Genomic DNA, 13061 nt, shown 5'->3' on the forward strand with positions numbered 1-13061 from the left:
GCCACCGCGGTTGCAGCTCCCGTACGCCGCTCCCGCGGAGGGCGGTTGACGTGCGAGGGAGGGCGGTGGAAGGCTCGCGGGGCAGCTTTGGGAGCGCTCCCAAAGCTGTGCGGCGGACGTTTTCGGGCCACCGCGCCTACGCACCGACCCGGCAGGGGAGAAGAACACCGTGAGCAGCATCTTCATCACCGGTTCCGCCCAGGGCATCGGCCACGAGACCGCCCGGACGCTGATCGGGGCCGGGCACCGTGTCGTCGCCCACGCCCGCGACGAGGAGCGCGCGACCGCGCTGCGCGCCTCCCTGCCGGACGCGGCGGCCGTGCTCACCGGCGACCTGGCGTCCCTGAAGTCCACCCGCGCCCTGGCCGCCGCGATGGCCGAGGCGGGCCCGTTCGACACGGTGATCCACAACGCGGGCCTGGGCGGCGACGTCCCCGAGCGGGTGGTCACCGCCGACGGCCTGGGCCAGATCTTCCAGGTCAACGTCGTGGCGCCCTATCTGCTGACCGCGCTGTCCCCGCGTCCCGCGCGCCTGGTGTACCTCACCTCGGGGCTGGAGTCCGAGGGCCGCCTCGACTTCGACGACCTGACGTTCGAGAAGCGGCCGTGGGACGGCATGCAGGCCTATTCCGACAGCAAGCTGATGGACGTGGTGCTGGCGTTCGCCGTGGCGCGGATGTGGCCGGACACCGTGGTCAACGCGGTCGACCCGGGCTGGGTCCGCACCCGGATGGGCGGCCCGAACGCCACGGACGCCCTCCCGGACGGCGCCGACACCCCGGCGTGGCTGGCCTCGTCCGACGACCCGGAGGCCCTGCTCACCGGCCGCTACCTCAAGCACCGCGTCTCCCTGAAGGCCAACCCCGCCGCCTACGACCGCCACGTCCAGGACCGCCTCCTGACCGTCCTCGCCGACATCACCGGGGAGACCCTGAAGGCGTCCTGAGCCTGCCACGGGCGGCTCCCGGCCGTGACCGAGCCCGCGACGGGTGGCTCCCGGCCCTGCCCGGGAGCCACCCGCGCGTGCCGATTCCGTATCGAACACCCCACACCGGCACCGTCCCCCGGAAATGCGGAGACCCCCGCCCGCACCCCGCCGCACCGCCCCCAATCCCCTTTCGTTCCCCGGAATTAACCTCCGCCCTCTTGGCGATCCCGCCTCTACGCGCGTAACTTGAGCCGACTCCCCCACCCGGCAGCATGCGGCCTCGCGCACGAGTCAGCGAGCGCGCGGACGTTGCCGTGCACGACGACGTACCCGAAGTACGAGGAGACCGCCAGCGTGTCCAATTCCGCAGGAAGCCGACCCCGCGCGTACCGCACCCGCCACGCGCTGATATCCGTGGGGGTGACGGGCGCGTTCGCGTTCACCGCGCTGCCCTCCGCGTTCGCCGCGCCGTCCGCCACCGCCGTGATCGCCGAGGTGTACGGCGGCGGCGGCAACTCGGGCGCGACGCTGGTCCGGGACTTCATCGAGCTCGGCAACGCCGGGTCGGGGGCGTACGACCTCTCCGGGCTCAGCGTGCAGTACCTGTCCGGCTCGCCGTCGGCGTCCTCCCAGTGGCAGGTGACCCCGCTCAGCGGCTCGATCGCCCCCGGCAAGCGGTACCTGGTCGCCGAGGCGGCCGGCAGCGGCGGTACGACGGCCCTGCCGACGCCCGACGCCACCGGCTCGATCGCGATGAGCGCCTCCAGCGGCACCGTCGCCCTCGTCTCCGGCACCACCGCCCTGACCTGCAAGACCGCCGCGGACTGCGCCGCCGAGGGCCGGATCGTCGACCTCGTCGGCTACGGCAGCGCCGTGGTGCGCGAGGGCAGCGGCCCCGCCGCCGGCGCCTCCAACACCGCCTCCGTCGCCCGCGCCGCGTCCCTCGCCGACACCGACGACAACGCCGCCGACCTGGCCGCGGGCGGGCCCTCGCCGGTCAACTCCGCAGGTCAGACGCCGGGTTCCGGCGACGGCGGCGGGGACGGCGGCGGCTCCACCGAGCCGGGCGCCGTCCGGGTGCGCGACATCCAGGGCACCACCCGCCTGTCCCCGCTCAACGGGCAGACGGTCACCCGGGTGCCGGGCGTCGTCACCGGCGTGCGCACCAGCGGCTCCAAGGGCTACTGGATCCAGGACCCGCAGGCCGACGCCGACCCGCGCACCAGCGAGGCCGTGTTCGTCTACACCGGCTCCGCCGACCCGGCCGTCGCCGTCGGCGACTCGGTGCTGGTCAGCGGCAAGGTCACCGAGTATTACCCGAGCAGCACCAGCCAGTCGGTCACCGAGATCACCGGCCCCACGCAGACCGTCCTGTCCAGCGGCAACGCCCTCCCCGGCACCGCCGTGCTGAACGCCGCCACCGTCCCGGACGCCTACGTGCCCACCGCCGGCGGCGGCAGCATCGACGCGCTGCCCCTCGAACCCGCCACGTACGCCCTGGACTTCTACGAGTCGCTGGAGGGCATGCGCGTCGAGGTCTCCGACGCCCGCGTGGTCGGCGCGACCACCCAGTACGACGAGCTGTGGGTGACCGTCAAGCCCGACGAGAACCCGAGCGCCCGCGGCGGCACCCGGTACTCCTCGTACGACCAGCCCGGCACCGGCCGTATGAAGGTGATGTCCCTCGACACCGCCGCCGCCTTCCCGGTGGCGAACGTCGGCGACGAGCTGACCGGCACCACCAGCGGCCCCCTCGACTACTCCACCTACGGCGGCTACAACCTCCAGGCCACCCGCCTCGGCACGCTCGCCGACGGCGGCCTGGAGCCCGAGGTGACCCGGGCGCAGAAGAACAAGGAACTCTCCGTCGCCACGTACAACGTCGAGAACCTCGACGCGCTCGACGACCAGGAGAAGTTCGACCGCCTCGCCGAGGGCGTCGCGGTCAGCCTCGGCTCGCCCGACATCGTCGCCCTGGAGGAGATCCAGGACGACAACGGCGCCGTGAACGACGGCACCGTCACGGCCGAGCAGACCCTCACCCGCTTCACGGACGCCATCGTCGCGGCCGGCGGCCCCCGCTACTCCTGGCGGTACGTCGCCCCCGAGAACAACCAGGACGGCGGCGAGCCCGGCGGCAACATCCGCCTCGCCTTCCTCTTCGACCCCGAGCGGGTCGACTTCGCCGACCGGCCCGGCGGCGACGCCACCACCGCGACGAGCGTCGTGAAGACCAAGAAGGGCGCCCGGCTCAGCCACTCGCCCGGCCGCATCAACCCCGCCTCCGCCGCCTGGGAGGACAGCCGCAAGCCTCTGGTGGGCGAGTTCGTCTTCCGCGGCGAGCGCGTCTTCGTCATCGCCAACCACTTCGGCTCCAAGGGCGGCGACCAGCCCCTGCACGGCCGCTACCAGGAGCCGAACCGCAGCTCGGAGACCAAGCGCCACGCCCAGGCCGCCGAGGTGAACACCTTCGTCAAGTCCCTGCTCGCGGCCGACCGCGACGCCAAGGCCGTGGTCCTCGGCGACCTCAACGACTTCGAGTTCTCGAAGACGCTGACCACCCTCACCGACGGCGACGTGCTGAACCCGCTGGTGAACACCCTGCCCGCCGCCGAGCGCTACACCTACGTCTTCGACGGCAACTCGCAGACCCTGGACCACATCCTGACCAGCCCGGCGATCACGCATTTCGACTACGACATCGTGCACATCAACGCGGAGTTCGCCGACCAGGCGAGCGACCACGACCCTCAGATCGTCCGCATCGACGTCCGCAAGTGCCGTAAGTAGTCCCGGCCTCAGCACGCGCGACGGCGCCCGCCACCGGCGGGCGCCGTCCCGTTTCCCGCCTGTGGCGCAACAGCGGCAACGGGCGGTGACCATTCTCCGGCCGGGTCAGGATCGCCACCGGATGGCAGAGCTACAAGGCGCTTTTCTCATGATCCCTCACTCATAACGTCCGCCGAGAACACCGAACCAGCGCCGCACGACCCGACACTCGGAACTCCACTTTCGAGGGACACCGGTTCCCCCGAATGCCCGGCACCTCGGCTCGTGCGGCGCTCGTTAGTCCATCGTGAAACGGACGGAGACACACCCAGCCGATAATCATCCGACTGATCCCCTGGCACCGTCCGAGCACTGCTCGGACCTGCTGGATGATTTTCTGAGAAGAATCAGTCAGATGGAAAGGGAATACCTCCGGGCCATGGCTGATTCGCGTCCCGGCGCGAATCCCGCGCCTCGGTGTGAAGGGACGGTCGGATGGACAGGATTCGCGGCGAAGCCGGCCTCGACGACCTTGGGTACACCCTGAGAGCGGGCCACGATCCTTTGAGTACGCACCGCTACGACACCGGCTACCCGATCTCCGTCGACACCCAGCACATGTGGGCCGTACCCGACCAGGACGGCGCTCCGGGCGGCTGGGACCCGGCCGAGGAGCTGGCCGAGATGCTGGCCGGCGCGGCCCGGACGCAGACGGTCTCCGGCCCGATGACGGGTCCGATGACGAGCCCGCTGAACGGCTCGCTCCACAGCCCGCTGAACAGTCCCCTCAACAGCCCGCTCACGAGCCCTTACAACGGCCCGCTCACCGGTCCGCTGAACACTCCGTTGAGCGGCTCCCTGAACGGCTCCCTGAACGGCCCGCTCAACGGCCGCCCTCGGCGCCGCCGCAGCCGGCGCAGGCTCCCCCCGGACTCGCACTTCCTCGACGGCGGCCGGCGCGTCACCCACATCACCCTGCTGATCGCCGCCATCACGGTCAGCTCCGTCGCGATGCTGGGCTGGTCCATCGCCTACTCGTACGACCAGCTGCGCGGCGTCGCCTCGTCGGTGCTGCCCGGCCGGATGGCGGTGTGGTGGCCGCTCACCGTGTTCGGGCCGTGGTTCGTGGCGGCCCTGTCGATCCTGCGGGCGACCATTCAGCACCGGTCCGCCGTGCGGTCCTGGGCCGTCATCCTCACCGCCTCCGCGATGGCGATGGCGCTGTGCGTCGCCCATACGTCCCACACGCTGCTCTCCCTGGTGATCATCGGGATTCCGCCGGTCACCGCCCTGGTGTGCTTCTGGGAACTCATCGGCCAGGTCCCCTCCCCGGTCCGCCCGAAGCACGCCGCCCCCTCCACCGGCCCGGGCAGGACCCGCAGGTCGCACGGCCTCCACTGAGCCACGGCCCGCACCGGCACAGGACGGCCGCAAGGCCCGGGCCGCCGAGACGAACGGCGGCCCGGGCCTCTGCGACGTCGGCCGGCTGCTACCGGAAGTTGACGTCGCTGCAGATGAAGTACGTCTGGTCCATGTGCGACGCCTGCCAGATCGTGTAGACGATGTGGCGGCCGCTACGGCCCGAGGCGCTCACGTCGACCAGGTAGTTCTGGCTCGGCGCGTACCTGCCGGTGCGCTTGACCAGCTCGAGGTCGCTCCACTTCAGGGGCTGCGTCGTGGCGTTGAAGCCCTGCTTGGTGACGTAGACCAGGAGGTAGTCGGCGCCGTGGCTCGCCTGGTCGTGCAGCTTGATCGTGAAGTTGCTGCCGACGTCCTGCATCTTCCACGCGCCCGGCGAGTCCAGGGAGTTGTAGCGTCCGCCCTCGGTCCGGCCGCCGCTGCACAGCTGGCCGTCGGGGACCACCGCCTGGAAGTTGCCACCGGAACCATTGCGGTAGAGGCCGTTCCAGTTCCACATGCCGTTCGGGTTGTACTGCCATGCCTGCCAGCACATGGGGTCCTGCTGGGCCATGTTCGGGTTCTGGAAGTCGCTGCCCCAGCGCTGCCAGCAACCGTAGTTGCGGGACGCCGGGTCGACGACCGACCCGTGGGCCGTCGCGGTGCCGCTCCAGGGGATCATCAAGAGCAGAAAGGCCGCGAGGGCGCTGAGGAGAGGTGTCGCGGTACGGCGCAACACGGTCTCCCTCCTTCCAGTGGGGGTGGGGAGTGGGGGGAATCCATGGGAGCGCTCCCAAAAGCCAGGCTGAGGGCCCCACGCCACACCGGCAACACCTAAAACAGGACACTTTCGAAACGATCACCAAGTGTGGCCTTCGTCTCGGTACGGCGCCTCCGACGCCGACCCCTGTCCCGCCGCCCCGACGGCATCGGGGGAGGTCACGCGCGCGGGCCCGCGCCCGCGCCGGGAAGGCTGCGACCGGAGCGGAGCAATATCTGTTCCGGCGACATGAGAAATCGATACCGGCCGCCGGGAATATTCCCCGGGCAGCACCCGGCGGCGAATTGTCCGCCGGGCTCCGCCGAACACGGCATGCTAGTGTCGTTCTCAGTTGCAGTTGTGGTTGCCTAGAGGTTTGTCCGACGGGTTGATCATCACGGCGACCGGAGCGGGCACAGGGTCCGCTCCGAGCACCGTCCCGAAGGAGAAACAAATGGCTTCCGGCACCGTCAAGTGGTTCAACGCGGAAAAGGGCTTCGGCTTCATCGAGCAGGACGGCGGCGGCCCCGACGTCTTCGCCCACTACTCGAACATCGCCACCCAGGGCTTCCGTGAGCTGCTGGAAGGTCAGAAGGTCACGTTCGACATCGCCCAGGGCCAGAAGGGCCCGACGGCCGAGAACATCGTTCCCGCCTGACTCTGACGCATCACACTGACGCGTTACTTCGCAGCTGGGGCCCGCACCTTGGGGTGCGGGCCCCAGCTCGCTGCTTTTCGGGGCACGCCGGCTGCCCCCGACGGAAAGAAACACCCGGAGATCTCCTCCCGGACATCTCCGCATTCCGATCCGGCCCTCGTCATCCGGCTCGTTCTTGCGATTCTCCGCGCTGTTCCTTCGCTGCGGAAATTCCTTGATACGTGCCATATCAAGGAAGGTTCTGCATGAACCGCGTACGAACGAACGATCGCTACACCCGTACCCGAAGCCGCGGCGGCGCCGGTGGTTCCGGTTCCGCCGGACGCTCCGGCGGCGCCCCGCGCCGCTCCGGTTCCAAGGGCGGCTACGGCGGCGGCCGCCAGTCGGCCGTGCACGGCGAGTTCGCCCTGCCGCAGACGATCACCCCCGCCCTCCCCGCCGTCGAGTCCTTCGCGGACCTCGGCATGCCGGAGGGGCTGCTGGCCGCGCTCGGCCACGAGGGCGTGACCGTGCCGTTCCCGATCCAGGCGGCGACGCTGCCGAACTCGCTGGCCGGCCGTGACGTCCTCGGCCGCGGCCGCACCGGCTCCGGCAAGACGCTGGCCTTCGGTCTCGCGCTGCTGGCCCGCACCGACGGCCGCCGCGCCGAGCCCCGTCGCCCGCTCGCGCTGGTCCTGGTGCCCACCCGCGAGCTGGCCCAGCAGGTCACCGACGCGCTCACTCCCTACGCCCGCTCCCTGCGGCTGCGACTCGCGACCGTCGTCGGCGGCATGTCGATCGGCCGCCAGTCCAGCGCCCTGCGCGCGGGCGCCGAGGTCGTCGTCGCCACGCCGGGACGGCTGAAGGACCTCATCGACCGCGGCGACTGCCGGCTCGACGACGTCGCCATCACCGTCCTCGACGAGGCCGACCAGATGACCGACATGGGCTTCATGCCCCAGGTCACCGCGCTCCTCGACCAGGTACGCCCCGACGGTCAGCGGCTGCTGTTCTCCGCGACCCTCGACCGCAACGTCGACCTGCTCGTCCGGCGCTACCTGAACGACCCGGTGGTGCACTCGGTCGACCCCTCGGCCGGCGCGGTCACCACCATGGAGCACCACCTGCTCCACGTGCACGACACGGACAAGCACCGCACCACCACCGAGATCGCCGCGCGCGAGGGCCGGGTGATCATGTTCCTGGACACCAAGCACGCGGTGGACCGGCTCACCAAGCACCTGCTTGCCAACGGCGTCCGGGCGGCGGCCCTGCACGGCGGCAAGTCCCAGCCGCAGCGCACCCGCACCCTCACCCAGTTCAAGAGCGGTCACGTGTCCGTGCTGGTCGCGACGAACGTCGCCGCGCGCGGCATCCACGTCGACAACCTCGACCTGGTCGTCAACGTCGATCCGCCCAGCGACCACAAGGACTACCTGCACCGCGGCGGCCGGACCGCCCGGGCCGGCGAGTCCGGTGTCGTCGTCACCCTGGTCACGCCCGACCAGCGGCGCGGCATGAGCCGGCTGATGGCGGCGGCCGGGATCTCCCCGGTCGTCACCGCGGTCCGCTCCGGCGAGGCCGAGCTGAGCCGCATCACCGGCGCGCAGGCCCCCTCCGGCGTGCCGGTCGTCATCACGGCGCCGGTCGCGGAGCGCCCCCGGCGTTCCGCCTCCTCCTCGTCGTCCTCCCGCGGGCGTCGCGGACGCGGCCCGGCGCAGAGCGGCGGCGGCCAGGCCGGGGGCCAGGGCGGACGCGGCGGCCAGACCGGCGGCCGTCCCGCCGGCGAGGCGGCCCGCCGCAGGCCGCAGCGCCGGACCGTCTCCGACCCGGCGGCGTGAACGTGACCCTCATCGACGACCGGAACAGCCCGGACCCGCGCGTCCTCGACGACATGACCGTCGAGGTGGCCCTGTCCGTCATGGTCGGCGCCCGGGTCGAACGGCTGCTGGTGTGCGACGGGGACGACGAGTGCACGGGCTCGGTGACCCTCGCCGAGCTCGCCGCCCTGCGCGCCGGCGCCGACTGCACGGACCGGACCCGGCTGCGGGACGTCCTCGCCCGGCCGGTCCCCGCTCTCTCCCCTCTCCCCCTGTGATCCCCCTGTGAGGCATCATGCGCTGCGTCATCGCCCGGTACCCGTTCGATCTGACCAAGACCGGTGTGCTGGAGTCCATGAAGGGCGTCACGCCCGAACTCGTCACCGCTGAGTCGGTGACCATCGGCCGCCGCCGCTACCCCGTCAAGCAGGTGGGCGAGGTCATCACCCGCCAGGACCGCCGGGACTTCTCCGCCGGCGAGGTCGTCCGGGCCATGGCCCGCCTCGGCTTCACCTGTCACCCGCACCCCGAGGCCGTGCCGGCCGCACCCGCCCTCACCCCGCTCCAGACCGCCTCGGCGCTGCTCGGCACCGCCGACCCCGAGCCCCTGGACGCCTAGAGGGCGCACCTACCGAGGGCCCTGCCGACGCGCGTCGGCAGGGCCCTCGCCGCTGTCCGGCCACCGTCGGGCGGGGCGTCCCGGGCCGCGGCGGGAGGGCTGCCGGAAGTGCGTCGCGGGGCGTCGGGAGGCCGTCCGAGGACTGTCGCGGGGCCGTCGGGGAACGAAAATCTGAGCTGCGGAAGGAAGGAAAGGTCCCCGGATGGTGTTGAATTCGTACGGGGCTCTGGCGCCGTTACGGCATCAGAGCCCCTGGACGCGTTGCACTACGAGGTGACATGACAGCAGATTCTCCGCTCAGCGATCGACTCGACGACGACGACTACCCCGCCTACACGATGGGCCGGGCCGCAGAGATGCTCGGCACCACCCCGGGCTTCCTGCGCGCCATCGGGGAGGCTCGTCTGATCACCCCGCTGCGCTCGGAGGGCGGGCACCGCCGCTACTCGCGGTATCAGCTGCGGGTCGCCGCACGCGCCCGGGAGCTGGTCGACCGGGGCACGCCGATCGAGGCGGCCTGCCGCATCGTGATCCTCGAGGACCAGCTGGAGGAGGCCCAGCGCATCAACGCGGAGTACCGCCGCGCGGTGAACGCCCAGCGGGGCGAGGCGCCCGGCGGTCCGGGGCCGGACGACGCCGGCGCGCACTGAGCCGCGCTCGCGCCCCCGGTGCTCACTTGCCGCGGTCGGCGGAGTCCTCGGCGAGGGTGTGGGCCACCAGGGCGTTGGCATGGCCGTGGCCCAGGCCGTGCTCGGCCTTGAGCCAGGCGACCAGCTCCATGTGCTTGACCAGCGGCGAGGCGCGGATCAGCGTCTTCCACTCGGCGACCGGGCGGCCGTACTTCTTCTCGATCGACGGGAAGTAGCTCGCGGGGCCCTTCACCGGTGCGCTCATGGCGGTCGTCCTCTCCCTGGTGTTCACGTCACGAGGTGTGCCGTGAGGGAAGACCGGGGGACGGCCGGAAAGTCATCGGTTCCGCGGGAAGCGGGCCGACGTCGTCACAGACCCGGTTCGGGGGACGGCTGAGGGGCGGGCGCCGTGTGGCAGGCGAAGCCCAGTCGGGTGAGCGCCCTGGTCATCTCGAACGCCGTGAAGTCGCGGCGGTCCTGCCGGGTGATCACCTCGCCCACCTGCTTGACCGGGTAGACCTGCCGGCCGATGACGACGCAGGCGCCGGTGGCGGGTTCGGGGGCGACGCCGTGCATGGACGCCTCGACCTCCGACTTCACCAGTTCGAACGGGTAATGGGCGATCACACAGCGCATGGGTGCCTCACCAGGGTCGGGGCCGGTCGGGGGAGCCGATCGTGGAAAACGGACAGGGCCCGCACCCTGGGTGCGGGCCCTGTGAAGCCGTCAGCTCATGCGGAATTCAGGCGACGTTCGTGACGTCACGCCTCGTCGCGTCGGACGAGGTGAATACCGCACGGGATTCGGACGCGTCAGGCGGGAACGATGTTCTCGGCCTGCGGGCCCTTCTGGCCCTGGGTGACGTCGAAGGTCACCTTCTGGCCTTCCTGCAGCTCGCGGAAGCCCTGGGTGGCGATGTTCGAGTAGTGGGCGAAGACGTCGGCGCCGCCGCCGTCCTGCGCGATGAAGCCGAAGCCCTTTTCCGCGTTGAACCACTTCACAGTACCGGTGGCCATATCAAAACTCCTAGGCAGTGCTGGAGGCCCGCACTGTGCGGGCCTTCTCATCCGCTGCGATGATCACCTGCCCGGAAAAACCGGTAACTCAAATGGCAACCACAACTGCAACTGACGTCGAGCCTAGCATGAATGCCGCCGAAGGCACGGGGGATAAATCACACGGAAGGCCGAAGACCTAATTGAGGCAATAAAACTTTTCCGGCGTCCGGTGAATATCTGTGCCGCCCGCATCAGATTTCCGGCATCGGCGAGGGCGTCGCGGACGGCCCCGTCGACTGCCCTGCGGGCGGCCCGGTGGGCCGCCCCGCGGACGGCCGGTCGGACGGCCGGGTGGACGGTCCGGCGGACGGCTCGGCGGACGGCGCCTCCGTGGGTGACGACGGATCGGGAGTCGGCGACGGAGACGACGTGCTCGCGGGCGCCGGTGGCGTCGGCGGTGCCAGCGGGACCGTCGGGGAAGGGGGCCTCGCGGCGTCCGACAGCAGCGGTGGCAGCGCGATCAGCAGGGCCGCGGCGCAGGTCGCCGCCGCGCCGACGGCGGTGCGCAGCAGCCGGCGGCGGGAGGCGGCGCGGCGGATCGCCTCGTAGCGGCCGGGCGGGGGGCCGAGGTGACCGGGGTGGCCGGAATCCGCCCGCAGGAGCACTGTGAGCGGGTCGTCCTCGGAGGGGAGCCCGAAATCTCCGCAATCTCCGTCAAGACGTGTGGTCAAGGCTCCTCCTCAGATGGACGCGCAGCAGTTCTCGGGCCGCGTGCAGGTCGGCCTTGACGGTCCCCTCCTTGCGCCCGGTCAGCGCGGACACGTCCCGGATCGGCATGTCGGCGTAATAGTGCAGGAGGATCGGCACCCGGAGCCGTTCGGGGAGCGACTGCACCAGGAGCCGTACCGAGGGGTCGGCCGGTTCGGCGTGGGGGCGGACGGCGGCCTCGGAGGTGGCCCGGTGGACGGCCCGGCGCTCGCGTTCCAGCTTGCGCCAGTGGTCGCGCACCAGGTTGGCGGCGGTGACGTAGAGGAAGCCGCGGGGCTCTTCGACCTTCGTCCAGCGGGCCCACAGCCGGGTGAACGCCTCCGAGGCGATCTCGTGGGCCGTCTCGTCGTCGTCCACGAGGCGGCGGCACCAGCCGGCCAGGCGGGGGTAGAGGACGGCGAACAGTTCGGACGCCGCCCTGTCACGGGACCGTTTCACCGCTCTCCCGCCGCGGCGGCGAAGACGATCACGTTGTCCCGGTATCCGTCGCCGGTACGGGGCCCCGCGCAGGTGATGAGCCGCAGCTCGGGCCGGCGGGTGTCGCCGTAGACGGCGTCGGACGGGAAGTGCGCCCTGGCGACCGTGCGCACGGCGCGGACGGTGAACCGGGGGGCCGTGCCGTCGTCCAGGCCCGCCGTGATCCCGTCGCCGCGCCGCAGCCGGGCGAGGTGGCGGAAGACGCCGTCGCCGTGGCGGCCGACGGTGACGTGGCCGAGCAGAACGCAGGGACCGACGCGGCCGGGCGGCGGCGAGTGCCGGTACCAGCCCACCGGATCGTCGGCCGTGACCCGCGGCACCTCGACCGTCCCGTCCGGCGCCAGTCCGAGGGCGATGACGGGGGCGTCGACGCCGATGGCCGCGATGCGCAGCCGGACGGGCACGGGACGGGCGCCGGGGGTCGGGCGGTCGGGGCGGTCACCGGTGGCTGTCGGGGCTGCGGGGGCGGCGGGGTGTTCCCGTCGCCCGCCGCCCCCGCAGCCCGTGAGCAGCGAGGCCGTCGCCGCCGTGGCGAACGCGCGCCGGGACAGAAGGCTCATGCCCCGGTCGCCCGGCGGCGGCGCACGACGAGGAACGCGGCGCCGCCGGCCCCGGCCAGCGCGACGACGCCCCCGCCGAGCAGGTTTCCGCCGCCGCCGGAGGCGGGCGCCCCGGTGTCGGGGGCTCCCTCGGGCACGACGGACACCTGGCCGTCGTCGGTCGCGGGGGCCTCGGTGGGTTCGCCGCTCGGGGCCGGGCTGGGGGCCTCGGTGGGTTCGCCGCTCGGGGCGGCCGGGCTGGGCGCGGTGCTGGGCACGGCGCTCGGCCGAGCCGTGGGGGCCACCGTCGGGTCGTCGGCGAACGCGGGAGCGGCGCCGGTGAGCAGGGCGGCGGCGAGGGCCACGGCGGTGAGGACGGTGCGGCGCATGGGGTCGTTCTCCTTCGTTGGGGTGCGGTCGAGCGGAGAGACGAGGCAACGGGGCGCCGGGTTGTAAAAGAATCGCAAAGGCGAGGAGGGCGGGCATCCTCGGACGGGGGTCGCGAAGGGGAGGGAGCGGGATCGGTATGGGCGGACGAGGTGATGTCGCTCGCGGTGTGCCCGGCGGCTACCGCATCCGCGACAACCGGCGCCGCGGCCGGTGGGGCGACTTCTACGAGGTCTGCCCGGACGACCTGCTCGCCGAGCCGAACGGCGCCGGGGACCGGGAGCGGATCACCGGGCTGATGAGGCGCTACCGGGCGCTGAAGCGCTGAGCGC

General features: G+C 72.0%; 17 protein-coding genes. 10 read left to right on the forward strand and 7 right to left on the reverse strand.

What is annotated here, in order from left to right:
* The first annotated feature begins 169 nt into the window (after positions 1 to 169).
* The 3 genes from ACZ6KF_RS14720 (at position 170) to ACZ6KF_RS14730 (ending at position 5098) form a co-directional block, all read left to right on the forward strand.
* Positions 170 to 946, forward strand: coding sequence for an SDR family NAD(P)-dependent oxidoreductase (locus ACZ6KF_RS14720; RefSeq protein WP_469238590.1), 777 nt, complete (start codon positions 170 to 172; stop codon positions 944 to 946).
* 396 nt (positions 947 to 1342) lie between these two features.
* Positions 1343 to 3718, forward strand: a complete 2376-nt coding sequence (locus tag ACZ6KF_RS14725; RefSeq protein WP_469238734.1) for an endonuclease/exonuclease/phosphatase family protein — start codon at positions 1343 to 1345, stop codon at positions 3716 to 3718.
* Between the two features lie 474 nt (positions 3719 to 4192).
* Entirely contained in the window at positions 4193 to 5098 is a 906-nt protein-coding gene (locus ACZ6KF_RS14730; protein WP_469238592.1) for a DUF2637 domain-containing protein, read from the forward strand.
* A gap of 88 nt (positions 5099 to 5186) precedes the next feature.
* On the opposite strand, the gene ACZ6KF_RS14735 is transcribed toward ACZ6KF_RS14730, so the two are convergent.
* Positions 5187 to 5777, reverse strand: coding sequence for a lytic polysaccharide monooxygenase auxiliary activity family 9 protein (locus ACZ6KF_RS14735; protein ID WP_356631448.1), 591 nt, complete (start codon positions 5775 to 5777; stop codon positions 5187 to 5189).
* Between the two features lie 532 nt (positions 5778 to 6309).
* Here ACZ6KF_RS14735 and ACZ6KF_RS14740 point away from each other — a divergent pair.
* The 5 genes from ACZ6KF_RS14740 (at position 6310) to ACZ6KF_RS14760 (ending at position 9581) form a co-directional block, all read left to right on the forward strand.
* Positions 6310 to 6513 carry a cold-shock protein gene (locus ACZ6KF_RS14740; RefSeq protein ID WP_356631380.1) on the forward strand — a complete coding sequence of 68 codons (204 nt, stop codon included), beginning with the start codon at positions 6310 to 6312 and terminating at the stop codon, positions 6511 to 6513.
* 245 nt (positions 6514 to 6758) lie between these two features.
* Positions 6759 to 8333, forward strand: coding sequence for a DEAD/DEAH box helicase (locus tag ACZ6KF_RS14745; RefSeq protein ID WP_356631382.1), 1575 nt, complete (start codon positions 6759 to 6761; stop codon positions 8331 to 8333).
* Complete coding sequence (locus ACZ6KF_RS14750) at positions 8330 to 8590, forward strand: CBS domain-containing protein (protein WP_469158823.1); 261 nt, start codon at positions 8330 to 8332, stop codon at positions 8588 to 8590. The genes ACZ6KF_RS14745 and ACZ6KF_RS14750 overlap by 4 nt, the downstream gene beginning before the upstream one ends.
* 17 nt (positions 8591 to 8607) lie before the next feature.
* The gene (locus ACZ6KF_RS14755) at positions 8608 to 8931 is read left to right on the forward strand and encodes an SCO5918 family protein (RefSeq protein ID WP_356631384.1); all 324 of its coding nucleotides are present in this window, start codon (positions 8608 to 8610) and stop codon (positions 8929 to 8931) included.
* A 278-nt stretch (positions 8932 to 9209) separates the two neighbouring features.
* Positions 9210 to 9581 carry a helix-turn-helix domain-containing protein gene (locus ACZ6KF_RS14760; RefSeq protein WP_356631386.1) on the forward strand — a complete coding sequence of 124 codons (372 nt, stop codon included), beginning with the start codon at positions 9210 to 9212 and terminating at the stop codon, positions 9579 to 9581.
* A gap of 22 nt (positions 9582 to 9603) precedes the next feature.
* Here the strand turns inward: ACZ6KF_RS14760 and ACZ6KF_RS14765 are convergent, their stop codons facing one another.
* The 3 genes from ACZ6KF_RS14765 to ACZ6KF_RS14775 form a co-directional block, all read right to left on the reverse strand.
* Complete coding sequence (locus ACZ6KF_RS14765) at positions 9604 to 9825, reverse strand: DUF4287 domain-containing protein (RefSeq protein ID WP_356631388.1); 222 nt, start codon at positions 9823 to 9825, stop codon at positions 9604 to 9606.
* A gap of 104 nt (positions 9826 to 9929) precedes the next feature.
* Complete coding sequence (locus tag ACZ6KF_RS14770; protein WP_356631390.1) at positions 9930 to 10196, reverse strand: SCO5918 family protein; 267 nt, start codon at positions 10194 to 10196, stop codon at positions 9930 to 9932.
* A 176-nt stretch (positions 10197 to 10372) separates the two neighbouring features.
* A complete protein-coding gene (locus tag ACZ6KF_RS14775; protein ID WP_257542945.1) occupies positions 10373 to 10576 on the reverse strand; it encodes a cold-shock protein in 204 nt (67 codons plus the stop codon).
* Between the two features lie 297 nt (positions 10577 to 10873).
* Between ACZ6KF_RS14775 and ACZ6KF_RS14780 the strand changes: the two genes are divergently transcribed.
* A complete protein-coding gene (locus ACZ6KF_RS14780; RefSeq protein ID WP_469238594.1) occupies positions 10874 to 11167 on the forward strand; it encodes a hypothetical protein in 294 nt (97 codons plus the stop codon).
* A gap of 105 nt (positions 11168 to 11272) precedes the next feature.
* On the opposite strand, the gene ACZ6KF_RS14785 is transcribed toward ACZ6KF_RS14780, so the two are convergent.
* From ACZ6KF_RS14785 to ACZ6KF_RS14795, 3 genes are read right to left on the reverse strand one after another with little or no spacing between them, the layout of a single operon-like run.
* Positions 11273 to 11764: an RNA polymerase sigma factor gene (locus ACZ6KF_RS14785; protein WP_469175668.1), complete on the reverse strand. Its 492-nt coding sequence runs from the start codon at positions 11762 to 11764 to the stop codon at positions 11273 to 11275.
* A complete protein-coding gene (locus tag ACZ6KF_RS14790; protein WP_469238596.1) occupies positions 11761 to 12363 on the reverse strand; it encodes a class F sortase in 603 nt (200 codons plus the stop codon). The genes ACZ6KF_RS14785 and ACZ6KF_RS14790 overlap by 4 nt, the downstream gene beginning before the upstream one ends.
* Positions 12360 to 12731 (reverse strand): sortase-dependent protein, encoded by a 372-nt coding sequence (locus ACZ6KF_RS14795; RefSeq protein WP_469238598.1) that lies wholly within the window; start codon positions 12729 to 12731, stop codon positions 12360 to 12362. Before ACZ6KF_RS14795 ends, ACZ6KF_RS14790 begins: the two co-directional genes overlap by 4 nt.
* A gap of 137 nt (positions 12732 to 12868) precedes the next feature.
* Between ACZ6KF_RS14795 and ACZ6KF_RS14800 the strand changes: the two genes are divergently transcribed.
* Positions 12869 to 13057 carry a hypothetical protein gene (locus ACZ6KF_RS14800; protein WP_469158828.1) on the forward strand — a complete coding sequence of 63 codons (189 nt, stop codon included), beginning with the start codon at positions 12869 to 12871 and terminating at the stop codon, positions 13055 to 13057.
* Positions 13058 to 13061: the final 4 nt, after the last annotated feature.

The organism is Streptomyces sp. NPDC046379 (assembly GCF_055587785.1).

Excerpts from the sequence above, each read along its gene's own strand:
- ACZ6KF_RS14730 (WP_469238592.1), top strand. The coding sequence starts at position 4,193 with ATGGACAGGATTCGCGGCGAAGCCGGCCTCGACGACCTTGGGTACACC.
- ACZ6KF_RS14735 (WP_356631448.1), bottom strand. The coding sequence starts at position 5,777 with ATGATCCCCTGGAGCGGCACCGCGACGGCCCACGGGTCGGTCGTCGAC.
- ACZ6KF_RS14740 (WP_356631380.1), top strand. The coding sequence starts at position 6,310 with ATGGCTTCCGGCACCGTCAAGTGGTTCAACGCGGAAAAGGGCTTCGGC.
- ACZ6KF_RS14745 (WP_356631382.1), top strand. The coding sequence starts at position 6,759 with ATGAACCGCGTACGAACGAACGATCGCTACACCCGTACCCGAAGCCGC.
- ACZ6KF_RS14755 (WP_356631384.1), top strand. The coding sequence starts at position 8,608 with ATGCGCTGCGTCATCGCCCGGTACCCGTTCGATCTGACCAAGACCGGT.
- ACZ6KF_RS14760 (WP_356631386.1), top strand. The coding sequence starts at position 9,210 with ATGACAGCAGATTCTCCGCTCAGCGATCGACTCGACGACGACGACTAC.
- ACZ6KF_RS14765 (WP_356631388.1), bottom strand. The coding sequence starts at position 9,825 with ATGAGCGCACCGGTGAAGGGCCCCGCGAGCTACTTCCCGTCGATCGAG.
- ACZ6KF_RS14770 (WP_356631390.1), bottom strand. The coding sequence starts at position 10,196 with ATGCGCTGTGTGATCGCCCATTACCCGTTCGAACTGGTGAAGTCGGAG.
- ACZ6KF_RS14775 (WP_257542945.1), bottom strand. The coding sequence starts at position 10,576 with ATGGCCACCGGTACTGTGAAGTGGTTCAACGCGGAAAAGGGCTTCGGC.
- ACZ6KF_RS14790 (WP_469238596.1), bottom strand. The coding sequence starts at position 12,363 with ATGAGCCTTCTGTCCCGGCGCGCGTTCGCCACGGCGGCGACGGCCTCG.
- ACZ6KF_RS14795 (WP_469238598.1), bottom strand. The coding sequence starts at position 12,731 with ATGCGCCGCACCGTCCTCACCGCCGTGGCCCTCGCCGCCGCCCTGCTC.
- ACZ6KF_RS14800 (WP_469158828.1), top strand. The coding sequence starts at position 12,869 with ATGGGCGGACGAGGTGATGTCGCTCGCGGTGTGCCCGGCGGCTACCGC.